The organism is Arenibaculum pallidiluteum (genome assembly GCF_017355985.1).
In the GTDB taxonomy this organism is placed as follows: Bacteria; Pseudomonadota; Alphaproteobacteria; order Azospirillales; family Azospirillaceae; genus Arenibaculum; species Arenibaculum pallidiluteum.
Map to the genome: position 1 here is coordinate 1 of NZ_JAFIQU010000004.1, position 15239 is coordinate 15239.

Genomic DNA, 15239 nt, shown 5'->3' on the forward strand with positions numbered 1-15239 from the left:
CTGCCCGCCACCATCTGGACGGCCGCGGCCGCGCAGAGGGCCGCCGCCAGGAGCGGCCCTCGGCCTAAGGATGTGCTTGTCACGTTGATCATGCCTCATGTTGGCTCGGTGTCGGCGTGGACACTGCCATCCGTGCCTGAACCGGACCTGAACGAGGCGAGGTGGCGACTTCGGCGTCGCTTCATGGCGAAGCCGGGGACTTCAGTCCCGCTTCTGGATCCAATGCGGCGGTGCCGCGCCAATCATCGCGGAGAGAGGCATGCGCATCCCGTTGGTCGCGGGCGACGCAGCCCGGCGAGGCCGTTCAGATGCAGCCGTGCCGAGAAGGCCGAGCATCGGTCCGGCGACCCGGACCGATGACGCCTTTCGGAAGGACGGTTCCTGACCGCGGCGCGGCTGCCCTTTCTCCTGTCCGTCCGCTATTCGGACACGGAGACGACCGGCGCGTTCGCGGCGCGCCTGGCCTCTTCGATCTCGCTTGCGACCTGGTCCGCGATGGGGCCGACGATCACCTGGGCGGAGGTCGTCGACAGCCGTAGGACGCCTCGGGCGCCTGCCCGCTTCAGTGCCGCCTCGTCGATTCTGGCACTGTCGGCGACCGTCAGGCGCAGGCGCGTCGTGCAGGCCTCGACCTCCCGGACGTTCGCCGGGCCACCGAGCGCCGAGAGATACTCCGGCCCGCGGCCGGCGGGGAGCGCCACGACGGCCGGCGTTGGTGCCTCCTGGCCGGCCGGAATGGCCGGAGCGACGGCATCGTCCCGGCCGATCGTCTTCAGGTCGTAGCGTGTGATGACGTAGCGGAACAGGACATAGTAGAGCGCGAAATAGGCAAGCCCGACCGGCAGGAGCAGGATCGGGTTCGTCGCCTTGCCGTAGTTCAGGACATAGTCGAAGAGGCCCGCCGAGAAGCCGAAGCCGAGCTTCACGTTGAGCACGTCCATGATGACCAGCGAGAGGCCGGTCAGAACGGCATGGACGGCATAGAGCGCCGGGGCGAGGAACATGAAGGCGAACTCGATGGGCTCCGTGACGCCGGTCAGGAACGCGGTCAGCGCCATGGACACCAGCACGCCGCCGACGGCCGCCCGGTTCTCCGGGCGGGCGGTGTGGTACATCGCCAGGCATGCGGCCGGAAGGCCGAACATCATGACGGGGAAGAAGCCCGCCATGAACGCGCCGGCGCTCGGATCGCCCTTGAAGAAGCGGTTGAGATCGCCGGTCACGCCCTCGTAATCGCCCAGCAGGAACCAGGCGATGTTGTTGACGATGTGGTGCAGGCCCGTGACGATCAGGACGCGGTTCAGCACGCCATAGAGGAATAGCCCGACCTCGCCGAGTCCCAGCACCGTCGTGGTGAGTCCGGTCAGCGCCGCGTCCACGACGGGCCAGCCGATGCCGAACACGATCGCAAGGCCAAGCGCTGCGAAGCCCGTGGCGATCGGCACGAAGCGCCGCCCGCCGAAGAAGGCGAGATAGTCAGGCAGCTTGATGTCCTTGTACCGGTTGTAGAGCTGCCCGGCGATGATGCCGATCAGGATGCCGACGGGGATGCTGATGCGGCTCGTCATCTTGGCGGCGAGCTCCGGCGCGACGCCGCTGAGGACCACCGCTCCCTTGATCGCCACGAAGTATCCCACCGCGCCCGCGAGCCCGGCCGCCCCATGGTTCTCGCGGGCGAAGCCGACCGCGATGCCGACCGCGAAGAGCAGCCCGAGATTGGAGAAGATCGCGTCGCCGGCCGCCGCGACGAAGGGGATGTCCAGGAGGTCCGGCTGGCCCAGCCGCAGCAGCAGGCCCGCGATAGGCAGGACGGCGATGGGGAGCATCAGCGCGCGTCCCAGCCGTTGCAGTCCGGAGAAGCGATCGGTCGACATGGTTGGGGATCCTTCTTGGTGGATCGGTTGCCTGCTCAGAGATCCGGCCAGGCATCGGCGACCAGGCGCCGCACGTCCTGTGCGTTGTCGAGGGACAGGGCGGTCGACGCGACCTCGCGGCACCGCGCGTCGTCGAGCGTCCTGACAAGGGCCTTGAGGTCGGGGATCGCCGTGGGCGCTGCCGAAAGGCGCGTCACGCCAAGCCCGATGAGAAGGGGCGCAGCCATGGGATCCGAGGCGGCGCCGCCGCAGACGGCAACCACCCTTCCATGGGCCGAGGCGCCCTCCACCGTCTGGCGGATCAGGCGCAGCACGCCCGGATGCAGCGCGTCGAGCTGCGGGGCGACAGCGGGATTGCCGCGGTCCATCGCAAGCACGTACTGGGAGAGATCGTTGGTCCCGATCGACAGGAAGTCGGCGACGGCCGCGATCCGGTCGCTCATCACCGCCGCGGTCGGCACCTCGACCATCGCGCCGAGCGCGATCGGCTCGGCGCGCCCGACGGCGCGCCGCTCCTCATCGAGGATCGCGCGGACCGCCGCCAGTTCGCAGGGGGAGGCGATCATCGGCACCATGATCCTGCAGATCCCGGCAGGCCTGACCCGCAGGACCGCGCGGAGCTGCGTGCGCAGCAGCGACGGCTCGCGCAGGCTGATCCTGACGCCGCGCAGACCGAGGGCGGGGTTCTCCTCCCGTGCGAGGGGCAGGTAGGGCAGGGGCTTGTCGCCGCCGGCATCCAGCGTGCGCACCACCAGCGGACGCCCGCCCAGGGCATCGGCGATCGCCTGGTACTGTGCAAGCTGCTCGTCCTCGTCGGGAGCCTCGGCGCGGTCGAGGAACAGGAACTCCGTGCGGAGCAATCCGCAGCCCTCGGCGCCCAGCGCGACCGCCGGGCCGGCATCTCCGACCTTGCCGAGATTGGCGAGCACCGATACCGGCGTTCCCGCCGCCGTCCGGCAGGGTTCGTGCGCGGCGGCAAGGTTGCGCGAGCGCCGGTCGGCGCGGGCAGCGGCGTCGCGCCGCGACGCATCGACGGCCTCTTGCGGCGGGAAGACCCTGACACGGCCGCGGCTGCCGTCGAGCAGGAGCGGCGCGCCGTCCGGAATACGCAGCGCCGGCGCCCCGAGGGCGACGATGGTCGGGACGCCCAGCGACGCCGCGATGATCGCCGCATGGGAGGTCGGGCCGCCCTGCGCCATGCACAGGCCGGCGAGCCGTCCTGACGGCACGGCGATAAGCTCCGAGGGCAGGATCTCGTACGCCACGAGGACTGCGTCCTGCGGCAGGGCGGCAAAGGTGGCTTCGGGATCCCGCCCAGCCAGCACGTCCAGCACCTGACGCTCGAGGTCGCGGAGATCGGCGGCCCGCTCGGCAAGGCGCGGGTCGGCCAGCGAGGCCACCATGGCGGCTTGGCGCTCCACGGCTCCCCGCCAGGCCCATTCCGCGCTGGCGCCATCGCGGATCGCTGCGTCAGCGGCGTCCAGCAGTTCCGGATCCTCCAGGAGCACCCGGTGCGCAGCGAGAATGCTGGCGCCGTCTGCCGCGGCGGAAGCCAGGCGGGCGCGCAGGACCTCCAGCGCCGCATGGAGGCGGGCGCGCTCCTCCGCGGCGCCCGCGCCGCGCTCGGCGATGGGCACCGGATCGCGGAGCCATCGGACGGCGATGCCGGATGCCAGGCCTGGAACCGCCGGCGTGCCGCTGAGAGTCACCTCCACTCCCGGCGCGAAGGGCGGCCCGGCGCCCGGGCCTGAAGCCGGCGGGCGTGCCGGGACCGGGACCGACTGCGGAAGCGGTGTGACGGGATCGCCGAGGCCGGACGCGATGCGCGCCGCCATCCGGTCGAGAAGTCCAGCGGCACCCGGGCCGGACGCTGCCAGGGTCAGCTCATCCCCGTGCGCCGTAGCCAGCGCCATCAGCGCGACCACGCTTTTGGCGTTCGCGGACTTGCCCCGGCAGGACACGGTCACAGGTCCGTCATGACTGCGCGCAATCTCGGCCAGCGCCGCCGCCGGACGGGCATGCAGCCCGTTGGCGATGGGAAGCCGCACGCGCCGCTCGCCCATGCCTTCCGAGCCCATGACGCCGGCCGCAACAGCCGTCGGTGTCGGCGCCGACGCCGGTGCGGAGGAGCTCACGACCAGCACGGGCTCGCCCGCCGCAACCTCGCGGTCCGCGACGTGCTGCGAGACGACGGCATCCTCGGGGGCCACGACCACCATCATGGTCGCAAGGCTCGGCGCCTTCCGCGAAACCAGGTCCAGATCGACCGTGATCAGCAGGTCGCCCAGGCGGACGGTGCTGCCGTCCGCGACATGGACGGAGAAGCCCTCGCCCTTGAGCCCGACGGTGTCGACGCCGAAATGCAGCAGGATCTCGGCGCCGTTCGCCGCGCGCAGGGTGCATGCGTGGCGCCCCCGGTGGACGGAGATCACGACGCCGTCGCAGGGCGCGCGCAGCTCGTTCGAGGTCGGATCGATGGCGACCCCGTCACCGACGAGGCCCTGCGCGAATGCGGGGTCGGGCACTTCGGCCAGCGGCATGGCCCAGCCAGCGATCGGCGCGCCAAGCTCGACAGCCATCCGGCCGGCTTCGGTCGGGGACGTCATCGTGCCCTCCTGTCCACGCGCGCCGCCGCCAGGGCACGGCGCAGGTTGCCGCCGGCATCCGCGAGGACGCCATCGATCCCGTCCTCTGGAACTCCGGCAAGCCCCAGCACACTGCGCCGCACGTCACCGTGGCGCGCCAGCGCCTCCGCCGCGTCCGTCTCGTCGACCGCGGCAATGCGCGCGACCATGGCGACGCAGCGACGGCGCAGCTTCGCGTTCTCGGGGCGGACGTTGATCATCAGGTTGTCGTAGACGGCGCCGAGCGCCGTCATCAGCGCGCTCGAGAACAGGTTCAGCACGACCTTCTGGGCGGTGCCCGCCCCGAGCCGGGTCGACCCCGCGATCACCTCGGCCCCGGTCTCGATCAGGATCGGATGCTCGGCCGCCGCGAGCAGGGGCGATCCCGGCATGCTTGCGATCCCCAACGTGACGGCCCCGCGCTCGCGCGCCTCGCGCACGACCCCGACGGTATAGGCGCTGCTGCCGCTCGCGGAGACGCCGACCACCACGTCGGCCGCGTCGACGCCCTTCGCCGCGACCTCGGCGCGTCCGGCGCCCTCGTCATCCTCCGCGGCGCCGGAGAGCCCGCGGGAAAGGTCGAGGCCGCCGGCAAGCAGCACCAGCAGCCGGTCGGTCGGCCAGTCGAAAGTCGGACCAAGTTCCAGTGCGTCGAGCGCCGCGATCATCCCGGAGGATCCAGCACCGGCGTAGACGAGCCGCCCCCGCGCGTCCGGCCCTTGAGCCAGGCGCGCCGCGGCAGCCTCCGTCGCCCGCACGAGGCCCGGCAGGGCCGGTAGGCAGGCCGCGGTCGCACGCATCTGACCGTCCAAGAGCGCCGACAGCACATCCGCCGTCGCCCAGGTGTCCAGGCCGCGGAAGCGGCTGGTCGCGTCCTCGGTGGTGCCTGACATGGACGTCCTCCAAGCCAGTGGCGCAGCGACCACAAGTGGTATCAGATTGGCGTTTGCGCGCAGGATACCAAATGCCCTTGTCCGCGCAACACGAAAACACTTCACCGCCGATGTAAGACGGTGGATTGCGGAGTCTGCCTTGATCTGTCCTTGTCCGAATGCTTGAACGCAGGTGCCAAACTGGTATTATCACGGCCTTGATCTCCTGGAGACCTGGAGCCAGCCGCAGATGCCCAGCGACGGCCGCGCCGCGGTGCTGTTCGACCCGAGCGTGCTGTCCGACTCCGTGCCTCTGCCGCTGTACCTTCAGCTCGCGCGGCACCTGCGGAACCTGATCGTGGACGGCCGGCTCGACGAGAAGGATGCGCTGCCTGGCGAGCGCGAGCTGGCGGAAGCCTTCGGCATCTCCCGCGTCACCGTACGCAAGGCGCTAAGGGAGCTGACCGCGGAAGGGCTGCTGCGCCAGCGCCAGGGCGCCGGCACCTTCATCAACCGCAGCCCGCACCTGGAGCAAAGGCTCTCGGCCCTGACGAGCTTCACGGAGGACATGAGCTCCCGGGGACTGACGCCGGGCTCCGTCTGGCTCAGCCGCACCCTCGCCGTTGCGACGCCCGACGAGTCGATGGCGCTGGGGCTGCGGCCTGGTGCCGAGGTCGTCCGGTTGCACAGGCTTCGCTCGGCCAATGGCACGCCGCTGGCGATCGAGCTCAGCAGCGTGCCGACCCGCTTTCTTCCGGTGCCAAGTCTCGTCGAGACGTCCCTCTACGACACGCTGAGGTCACTCGGACACTCGCCCTTCCGCGCGCTGCAGCGGCTCTCGGCGGTGCGCCTGGCCGGCGAGCAGGCCAATCTGCTGGCGGTTCCCGAAGGGGCTCCCGCGCTCTATATCGAGCGGCGGACCTTCCTGAAGGACGGGACCCCGCTGGAGTTCGTGCGCTCGCAGTATCGCGGGGATGCCTACGACTTCGTCGTGGAACTCTCGTTGATGTAGCGCCGGCGGCCAATTCCCTGTCACTGAAGGCCAGCCCCGCCTGATCCGAAACAGAAGGACATCATGGGTATCCTCTCGGGAACCAGCTTTCGCGCGCAGGCTGTGCTGTTCGACATGGACGGCACGCTGGTGGACAGCACGGCCGCGGTCGAGCGGACATGGCGCGGCTGGGCCGCACGGCACGGGCTCGATCCCGATGCGATTCTCCAGGTCGCGCACGGCCGGCGCACCATCGAGACCGTGCGCATGTTCGCCCCACCGGGTCTCGATCTCGACCGTGAATGCCTGGAGCTCGACGCCGCCACCTCCGGCGATACCGACGGCGTCGTTCCCATCAAGGGCGCGCCCGAGCTGCTGGCCGCCCTTCCTGCGGGACGCTGGGCCATCGTCACCTCGGCGGGCCGGGCCATGGCCGAGACGCGCCTGCGCTCCGTCGGGCTGGCGGTCCCGGAGGTGCTTGTCGCCGCCGAGGACGTGTCCTCCGGCAAGCCCGACCCCGAAGGCTACCGCCAGGCTGCGCGCAGGCTAGGCTTCGATCCTCGTGACGCAGTGGTGTTCGAGGATGCACCGGCCGGGCTCGAGGCCGGCCACGCGGCGGGCGCGCGCGTAATCGCGCTGGCCACCACCCTGAGGCCCGCGGAGCTCGACGGCCAGGACTGGCTGCACGACCTCTCCGCGCTGACCGTCCGCCTGGACGGGGACGGCCTGGAGTTCACCGCCGCTCCGCGCTGAGGGCCTCCCCCGGATCCCCGGCATCGCGCCGGCGACCATCGATCCAGGTCGCGCGCACCTCGCCCTCCGGCCCCAGCAGCACGAGATCCGCCCGGTAGCCGGCCGCGATGCGCCCGCGCTCGCGCTCCATTCCCAGGAACTCGGCGGGGTAGAGCGAAGCCATGCGCAGCGCGTCCTCGAGCGGGAGGCCGAGCAGGTTCCGGGCATTCCGCACCGCAGCCGCCATGTCGAGGTCGGCGCCGGCCAGCGTTCCGTCGGCGAGCACCAGCCTGCCGTCGCGGCGGAAGATCGTGCGCCCGTTCAGCGCGAAGCTCGTCTGCTCCGTGCCCGTGGGCGGCATGGCGTCGGTGATCAGCAGCATCCGCTCGCGCGGGCGGGCAGCCAACGCCGCGCGGAGCAGCGTCGGATGCACGTGATGCCCGTCGACGATCAGCCCCGCCCATGCCCCGCGGTCGGCGAGCGCTGCGCCAGCCGGGCCTGGCTGGCGATTGACGATCGCCGGCATGGCATTGAATAGATGGGTGAAGGCGCGCGCGCCCAGCTGCAGCACCTCGGCCACGCGCTCGGCGCTGGCGGCCGTATGCCCAACCGAGACGGCGACCCCGGCCTCGACGAGCCGGACGAGGGCAGCATCCTCCACGCATTCGGGCGCAAGGGTCAGCAGCACACGGCCCTGCAGCGTCTCCGACAGGCCGCACAGGAATGCAAGGTCGTCCTCGGTCGGCTTGCGGATGAAGCGGCGGTCATGCGCGCCCGCACGCTCGGGATTGATGAAGGGGCCCTCGATATGGATGCCCAGCACGCCGCTCGCGGGCCGGCGCACCGCCTCCACTACCGCCTGCGCGGCATCGCGCATTCGCTCTGGCGCGTCGGTGATGATGGTCGGCAGGATGCCCGTCGACCCAAAGCGCCGATGCGCGGCAGCGATGGCAAGCGCCCCCTCCACCGTCGGCTGGTCGTTGAACAGCACCCCGCCGCCGCCGTTCACCTGGATGTCGATGAAGCCCGGCGCGATCAGGGCGCCGGGTTCGAGCGGCACCAGCTGCGCCCCGGCCGGCGGATCGCCGCCCACCGGCAGCACGCCGGCGATGCGCCCCTCCTCAACGAAGATGCCGTGCCCCTCGATCACCTCGTCGCCGGTGAAGAGCTTCGGCCCCGTCAGGAAATGCCGCATCAGATCGTCTCCGTCACCTTGCGAAGGTTCGGCGGGGTGTCCGGGTCCTGGCCGCGCATCCGCGCCAGCTCGTGCACGGCGAGATAGAAGCTCTGCAGGGCCGCCAGTGGCGCCGTCTCCGCCGGAAGGCCCGGCACGCTTGGCAGAAGCGTTGCCCCCTCCAGGCCGGCCTCCGTTGTCATGACCGGGGCGCCCAGTCCGAGCATGCGCTCGATCACCGCGCGGGTGTTGGGGGCGGCGGCGTCCGGCTGCGTCAGCGCGAGGACCGGGAATCCGGGCCCCACCAGCGCAAGCGGACCGTGCGCGACCTCCGCGGCCGAGAATGCCTCGGCATGCAGGCGGCATGTCTCCTTGAACTTCAGCGCGACCTCGAGGGCCGCGCCATAGCCGATGCCGCGCCCGATGACGTAGAGTCCGGTCGCGCCCGCCAGCTGGAGGAGCGCGGGCTGCCAGTCGCATTTCTGGGCTCCGGCCAGCGCCTCGGGAAGCGCCGACAGCGCGGCGAGCAGTCGCGCATCATCCTGCCAGTGCGCGACGAGCTGCAGAAAGGCCGCGAACGAGGCGATGCACGACTTCGTCGCGGCGACGCTGCGCTCGGGCCCGGCGGACAGGGGCATGCAATGGTCGCAAAGCCTGGAGAGCGGAGAGTCCTCGGCATTGACGATCCCGACGACCAGCGCGCCGCCCCTGCGGGCCGTCTCGACCAGGCTCAGCAGGTCCGGGCTGCGGCCGGACTGCGAGACCGCCACGAACAGGGCGCCTGCGAGATCGAGCCGGCCGGAATAGACGGAGGCGACCGAAGGTCCGATCGAGGCGACGGCCAGGCCCAGATGGGTCTCGATCAGATACTTGCCATAGGCCGAGGCATGGTCGGAGCTGCCACGCGCGCAGGTCACCACGAAGCGCGGCTGCCGGCGGCGCAGCTCGGCGCCAAGGGCCGCGAAGGCGGCTCCGCAACGCTCTGTCTGTCGCGCGACCGCGTCCGGCGCCTCGGCGGCTTCCAGCGCCATCAGGGGAAGGGATGGGGGCGAGGTGTCGGTCATGGCCTTTCTCTCGCTGTCGAGCTGGTGACGGCCGGCGCGCAGGAGGCGGAAAGGGCTCACTGCCGCAGTGGCAGCAGCATACCAAGATAAGACCTCTGTCGCAATCCGGCGGACCGTGACAGAACCACGTTAATACCAGATGTAATGAAGCAACTGGCCCCGCCCAGCCGTGCATGATGCGAACGCGCGGCAAAGGGCCGGCGCGCCGCCGCGCGCCGGCAAGGTCGGAGTGCTGAGCGAGGTCAGGACGCCTTCAGATCGCCGATATCGATCTCGTCCAGCGACAGGCCGCCGGCCTGGAGGCGCCAGAGGCTGTCGAAGATGCCGCCGTGCCTGCGCAGCTCCATCGGGGCGCCGTCCTCGACGACATGCCCCTCGACCATGACGATCACGCGGTCGAAGGATGCGACCGTCGACAGCCGGTGGGCCACGGCAACCACCGTGCGGCCCTGCATCAGCTTTCGAAGCCCGAGCTGAATCTCCAGCTCGGATTCGGTGTCGAGGGCCGAGGTCGCCTCGTCCAGGATCAAGATCGGGGCATCCTTCAGGAAGGCGCGCGCGATGCCAATGCGCTGCCGTTGGCCGCCCGACAGCATCACACCGCGCTCGCCGACCTGGGTGTCATATCCCTGGGGCAGTCCTCGGATGAAGGCGTCTGCATAGGCGTGGCGCGCAGCCTCGTAGACTTCTTCATCGGTCGCATCGGGCCGGCCGTAGCGGATGTTCTCCATCACCGATCGGTGGAACAGCGGGATTTCCTGCGGGACGACGGCGATGGCGGCCCGAAGGCTGTCCTGGGACACGGCGGCGATGGGCTGGCCATCCACCAGGATCTGCCCCATCGACGGGTCGTCCAGGCGCTGGATCAGGCCCACCAGCGTCGACTTTCCGGCGCCCGACGGCCCGACGAGACCGACGCGCTGGCCCGGCCGGATGCGCAGGGAGAACCCGTTGAATATCTGGCGTCCGTCGGGATAGGCGTAGGTGACGTTCCGGAACTCGATCGCACCACCGCGCCGCACGAAGGCCGGCGCATTTGGGCGGTCGGTGACGCCGTGCGGCTGTCCGATCACCCGCAGCGTCTCCGAGATCAGGCCCAGGCTCTGGGTGCTGCCGACCAGCGCGAAGGCGAGATCGCGGGATCCGTGCAGAATCCGGAAGGTGAGGGTGCTGACGACCACCACGTCTCCTGGCGTGATGGTGCCGCGGCTCCAAAGCGTCACCGCCCAGATCAGCATGCCGGTTGCCATCAGCCACAGGCAGATGTCATGCAGCACGCGCGTCTTCTCGAGATACATCCAGCTCCGGCGCTGCGTGTCCGCCTCCTGGGCGAACTTCCTCGCGAGACGGTCCCGCTCGCGGTTGCGTGCCGAGAAAGCCTTCACCGCCCAGGTGTTCCCGACAATGTCAACGAGCTCGCCGCCGACATAGGAGGCCTGCTCGGCATAGGTCCGGTGGAAATTGCGACCCCACAGCGCCAAGATGGCGATGGCTGCGGCCACCAGGGCGACGAAAGCGACGAGCGCCACTGCCATCTGCCAATGGACCGTGCTCAGCACGATCACCGCGCCCACGAAGTCGGTGCAGGGCGGCAGGATGTTCCAGGTGAATGTGTTGATCAGGCCACCCACCGCTCCGGCGGTTGCCGTGATCCGGTTCCCGAGGGCCCCGGAGAAATGCTCGGCGAAGAAGCGCTGCGCGTGGCCGATGAGATGGTCGAAGAGATCCAGGCGGATGTCGACGCCCGTCGACACCACGGTGCGGCAGCACAGCCATCCGTTCAGCCGCCAGAGCATGTTCTCGGCGCCGATCAGCACGATGAAGACGATCAGGGGCGACCAGACCAACGCTGCAGCGCGATCGGGCGTCGCCATGGCGTCAACCAGCAGCTTCATGGCGTACTGGAGCGCGACAGCACAGGCCGACGCGCCTGCGCCGATCAGGAGCAGGCCCAGGAAGTGCCCAGGCCGCCGCCGCACATAGTGCAGCAGGAAGCTGGCCGAGCGCCTCAGATAGCGGGGGGCGGCTGACATCGGGAGCTGTCCTCGCGGCAGGGCATGCAGGAGATTTCGGAAGCCGGTCGTCAGCTAGCGGCAGCGCCGGAAAGCTGCCAGGGGGGCGCTGCCTCCATGGCTCGCTCCAGGGCGTGGCGTTGCCGCGCCAGTTCCTCCGCCAGCGGGGCATGAACCGGTCGCTGACCGGTCTCGTCAAGGTTGCCGTAAAGCCCGACCGGGCAATGCCGGTCGTCGGTCCAGCCGGGATAATCCAGCACGGGGTAGAGGCAGATGCCCTCGACCGGGATGCCGATGGCGCGCGCCGCGCCAACCTCTCCCGCGACATAGCGTAGCCAGGGTGCCCGGGCGTCGCCCTCGGCCCCCGTTTCCGCGATCAGGATCGGCCGCTCGTAGCGGCGGTGCACCTCCGCCAGCATTTCGCGGAACCGACGGTAGTGCGGATCGCCCAGAGGAATGGTGCCGCCGCCGTGGAACCACTGGTTGTCGGAATAGAAATTGAGCCCGATGATGTCGAGATATTCGGGCCGTCCGCCGAGCCCGGGCCAGACGCGGCCCGAAACCATGTCCCAGGCCTCGTACTGGGCAAGCCGGTAGTTCTCGGCGTCGCGCGCATCCCGCGGGCGGTCGGGCCGCGCCCGGACATTGATCACTGGGTCGACCTGCACGATGCGGGCACGGGGATCCACGTCGCGCACCGCCTGGACGCCGGCGATGAACGCCCGCACGAGTTGGTGCTTGAGTTCGAAACCTCGGCCCCTGCCCATGGGGTTGAAGCGCGCCTGATCGCCTCCTGCCCAGGCCCAGTAGGAGATCTCGTTCACAGGGCAGTAGAACGGCACAGCGTCGGTCTCGTCGCGGATCACGATCGCCGCCGCGGCCGCGAAACGCCGGAAGCGCTCGACGAACTCGGGGTGCCAGATGTCCAGGTCGTCGGGCCAGCCGTAATGGCAGAGATCCCAGATCACCTGAACGCCCGCCTCGCGCGCCGCCCGCACCATGGGCAGCAGGCTGGACCAGTCGTAACGGCCGGGCGATGTCTCGATCAGGTGCCAGCGCAACCCGTCTCGGACACTCCGGATCCCGTGCTCGGTCATGAGACGGTAATCGGCCGCTGCCACCCGGTCGTGGCTCGTCGCCGCGATCAGGTCGAGGCGACGGCCATCCGCCCGGCGATGGGTCGAGCACTCGAACCCGCCCAGGAAGAAGCTCTCGAACATGCCAGGTGAGTCCCCTGTCCTCTCCGTCCCCGGGATCAAGGACCCGCGCTCCTCACGCATCGGTCACTTTCCCATATGGACGCGCTGCCCGGTAGGAAGGCCGCGGGCCAGCGCGGACATGGCGCGGGCGGCCTCAGCGGTGCCGTTGACGCGCTGGTCGGACTTGGCGAGCCGGGCGTAGGTCGCAAGCGCCTGGGCCACCACCTGGTCCATGTTGTAGTAGCGGTACGTCGCCAGCCGTCCGACGAAGGCCACGTCCGGGGTTGCATCGGCGAGTGCCTGGTACTTGCGGTAAAGCTCGGCGTTCTCCGGTCGCGGCACGGGATAGTAGGGATCGCCTTCGGCCGAGGGATACTCGTAGGTCACGCTGGTCCGCGCGTGGCGCTGGCCGGTCAGGTGCTTGTACTCGGTGATTCGCGTGTACGGGACGTCCTCGGACGGGTAGTTCACGACGGCCACCGGCTGGAACTGCTCCTGGTCCACGGTCTCGTGCCGGAAGCGCAGCGAGCGGTAGGGAAGCTGTCCGTAGCGGTAGTCGAAATACTCGTCCACCGGTCCGGTGAAAATCAGCTTGTCATAGGCCACCTCGTTCCGGACCTCGCGGAAGTCGGTGTTCAGCATGATCTTGATGTTGGGATGGTCGAGCATGTTCTCGAACATCCGCGTATATCCGTGCAACGGCATCTGCTGGAAGCTGTCGCCGAAATATCGGTCATCGGTATTGGTGCGCGTCGGCACCCGCGCCGTGACGGATTTGTCGAGCTCCGACGGGTCGAGCCCCCACTGCTTGCGGGTATAGCCCCGGAAGAAGGTCTCGTAGAGCTCGCGCCCGACCTTGGAGATCACCACGTCCTCCGAGGTGCGGATCTCCTCCACGGGCTCGGCCCGGGAGGCCAGATAGGCTTCGGTCTCCGCCTCGTCGCGCAGGTCGAGCCCGTAGAGCAGGTTCAGCGTCGTGCGGTTGATGGGCATGGGGACGAGCTTGCGCCCGACCTGCGCCAGCACGCGGTGCTCGTAGGGTCGCCACTTTGTGAAGCGCGATAGGTATTCCGCCACGGCTGGCGAGTTGGTGTGGAAGATGTGCGGCCCGTAGCGGTGCACGAGCACGCCGGCATCATCGTAGTGATCATAGGCGTTGCCGGCGATGTGCGGTCGCCGGTCGACGACCAGCACCCGCTTGCCCGAGCCCGCGGCCAGCCGCTCCGCGAGGACGCTGCCTGCGAAGCCGGCCCCGACGACGAGATAGTCGAAGCCGACGCGCCGCCCGATGGCCGGGGAATGCGGTCCGCTGCGGAGGATGGGACCCGCTCCGGAGCCACCATGGCTGCTGTCCGGCGCGCTCAGGCTCGGGGTGGGAATCGGTCCCGAGGGGGTGCCGGGGATCAGGCCGCGCATTCCATAAGCTCCTTCATCCGTGCCCAGGTGACGTCCCACGACATGCCGGCAAGCGCCCGATCGACCGGGCCCAGCCATGCCTCGGGACGCCGTGCGTCCTCAAGCGCCGCGCTGCAGGCGGCCACGAAGTCCTCCGGCGTCTCGGCGATCCTCACCAGGCCCGCATCGCCGTAGCCCCGGACCACATCGGTGATCGGGGTGGAGACGACCGGACGTCCCGCCGCGAGGTACTCCGGTGTCTTGGTCGGGCTGATGAAGCGGGTGGATTCGTTCCGCGCGAAGGGCAGCAACGCCACGTCCCAACCGGAGAGATATCCGGGAAGTTCCTCGTACAGCTTGGGGCCGAGATAGTGGATGTTTTCGCGCCGGGGCAGGTCCGCGGGATCGATCTTCACTACCGGCCCGACCAGCACGATCTGCCAGTCGGGCCGAAGGTCGGCGAGGGCGCCGATCAGCGCGATGTCGAGCCGCTCGTCGATGACGCCGTAGAAGCCCAGGCGCGGATGGGGGATCCCCGCCTGGTCCTCCGGCTCGGGCCGGCTTTGCTCCCTGGCCGCCGAAAAATGGCGGACATCGACGCTGCTCGGGAAGGCGTGAACGTTGGCATGGAGGTGGCGCTTGGCCTCGTAGAGGCTGACGCCGCCGGTGAAGACCAGGTCGGCCCGTTGCAGCAGCCGGCGCTCGCGCTCCACGAGCTCGGGCGGCGCGCCGCGGAAGGCCGAGAGCTCGTCCATGCAGTCGTAGACGACCAGCGACGCCTTCACGTGCTCGGTGAAGGGCAGCATCATCGGCGAGTAGTACCAGAGGATCGGATCCTCGATGCCCTCGCTGCGAATGAATCCATCGAATAGGAAGCGCTGAACGCGCTCCACGTCGGGCCCCTGGATCCATCCGGGGATCCTGGGCACCGCCACCTCGACGCCGCCATGCCCTTCCTGGACGTCGAGCCATGGCTGCGCCGCGTCGGTGGGTGCCGGCTCTTCGAAGAAGATCACGCGATGCGCCGCGGCAAAGCGCTCCATCAGATGCTGGGGTCGCTGGTAGACGAAGTTCCAGCGAAGGTGGGAAAGGCAGATCAGGACCTGCTCGGCCTGACCTTGTCGGGGGACCGCGCCGCTGGCGCGGGGGGCGTCGGAGGTTTGGATCGTGTGTCCGCGAAGCCTTCTGATGTCAACCTGGTCGGCGCCAGCCCAGCTCATGAAGCTCCTCTCCCTGCGAATACCGCAGCCGCAAGCATCTTGCCCTCCACTGCCCGCATGACGCGGCTGGGCGCAGTCGGCC

General features: G+C 69.7%; 11 protein-coding genes. 2 read left to right on the plus strand and 9 right to left on the minus strand.

Annotated elements, in window-relative coordinates:
- Positions 1 to 419: 419 nt before the first annotated feature.
- Genes nagE through JUB13_RS10025 form a run of 3 tightly spaced genes read right to left on the minus strand, consistent with a single transcriptional unit; the run spans position 420 to position 5391 of the window.
- Positions 420 to 1874 carry an N-acetylglucosamine-specific PTS transporter subunit IIBC gene (gene nagE, locus JUB13_RS10015; protein ID WP_207478678.1) on the minus strand — a complete coding sequence of 485 codons (1455 nt, stop codon included), beginning with the start codon at positions 1872 to 1874 and terminating at the stop codon, positions 420 to 422.
- 35 nt (positions 1875 to 1909) lie between these two features.
- Entirely contained in the window at positions 1910 to 4480 is a 2571-nt protein-coding gene (gene ptsP / locus JUB13_RS10020; protein WP_236024864.1) for a phosphoenolpyruvate--protein phosphotransferase, read from the minus strand.
- Complete coding sequence (locus JUB13_RS10025; protein ID WP_207478679.1) at positions 4477 to 5391, minus strand: N-acetylmuramic acid 6-phosphate etherase; 915 nt, start codon at positions 5389 to 5391, stop codon at positions 4477 to 4479. Before JUB13_RS10025 ends, ptsP begins: the two co-directional genes overlap by 4 nt.
- Before the next feature lie 172 nt (positions 5392 to 5563).
- On the opposite strand from JUB13_RS10025, the gene JUB13_RS10030 reads away from it, so the two are divergent.
- Together JUB13_RS10030 and JUB13_RS10035 are read left to right on the plus strand one after the other, a co-directional pair.
- Positions 5564 to 6382, plus strand: a complete 819-nt coding sequence (locus JUB13_RS10030; RefSeq protein WP_328702909.1) for a GntR family transcriptional regulator — start codon at positions 5564 to 5566, stop codon at positions 6380 to 6382.
- A 63-nt stretch (positions 6383 to 6445) separates the two neighbouring features.
- The gene (locus JUB13_RS10035) at positions 6446 to 7114 is read left to right on the plus strand and encodes an HAD family hydrolase (RefSeq protein WP_207478680.1); all 669 of its coding nucleotides are present in this window, start codon (positions 6446 to 6448) and stop codon (positions 7112 to 7114) included.
- Here the strand turns inward: JUB13_RS10035 and nagA are convergent.
- The 6 genes from nagA to JUB13_RS10065 form a co-directional block, all read right to left on the minus strand.
- Positions 7095 to 8288 (minus strand): N-acetylglucosamine-6-phosphate deacetylase, encoded by a 1194-nt coding sequence (gene nagA, locus JUB13_RS10040; RefSeq protein ID WP_207478681.1) that lies wholly within the window; start codon positions 8286 to 8288, stop codon positions 7095 to 7097. The two genes, JUB13_RS10035 and nagA, sit on opposite strands and share 20 nt — an antisense overlap.
- On the minus strand, positions 8288 to 9331 hold the full coding sequence (locus tag JUB13_RS10045) for an SIS domain-containing protein (protein ID WP_207478682.1): 1044 nt from the start codon (positions 9329 to 9331) through the stop codon (positions 8288 to 8290). The genes nagA and JUB13_RS10045 overlap by 1 nt, the downstream gene beginning before the upstream one ends.
- Positions 9332 to 9573: 242 nt before the next feature.
- Positions 9574 to 11364, minus strand: a complete 1791-nt coding sequence (locus tag JUB13_RS10050) for an ABC transporter ATP-binding protein (RefSeq protein WP_207478683.1) — start codon at positions 11362 to 11364, stop codon at positions 9574 to 9576.
- A 50-nt stretch (positions 11365 to 11414) separates the two neighbouring features.
- Entirely contained in the window at positions 11415 to 12563 is a 1149-nt protein-coding gene (locus JUB13_RS10055; RefSeq protein ID WP_236024865.1) for a beta-galactosidase, read from the minus strand.
- 63 nt (positions 12564 to 12626) lie between these two features.
- Positions 12627 to 13958, minus strand: coding sequence for a UDP-galactopyranose mutase (glf, locus tag JUB13_RS10060; protein ID WP_207478685.1), 1332 nt, complete (start codon positions 13956 to 13958; stop codon positions 12627 to 12629).
- Positions 13946 to 15157 carry a glycosyltransferase family 1 protein gene (locus JUB13_RS10065; protein ID WP_207478686.1) on the minus strand — a complete coding sequence of 404 codons (1212 nt, stop codon included), beginning with the start codon at positions 15155 to 15157 and terminating at the stop codon, positions 13946 to 13948. Before JUB13_RS10065 ends, glf begins: the two co-directional genes overlap by 13 nt.
- Positions 15158 to 15239 lie beyond the last annotated feature (82 nt).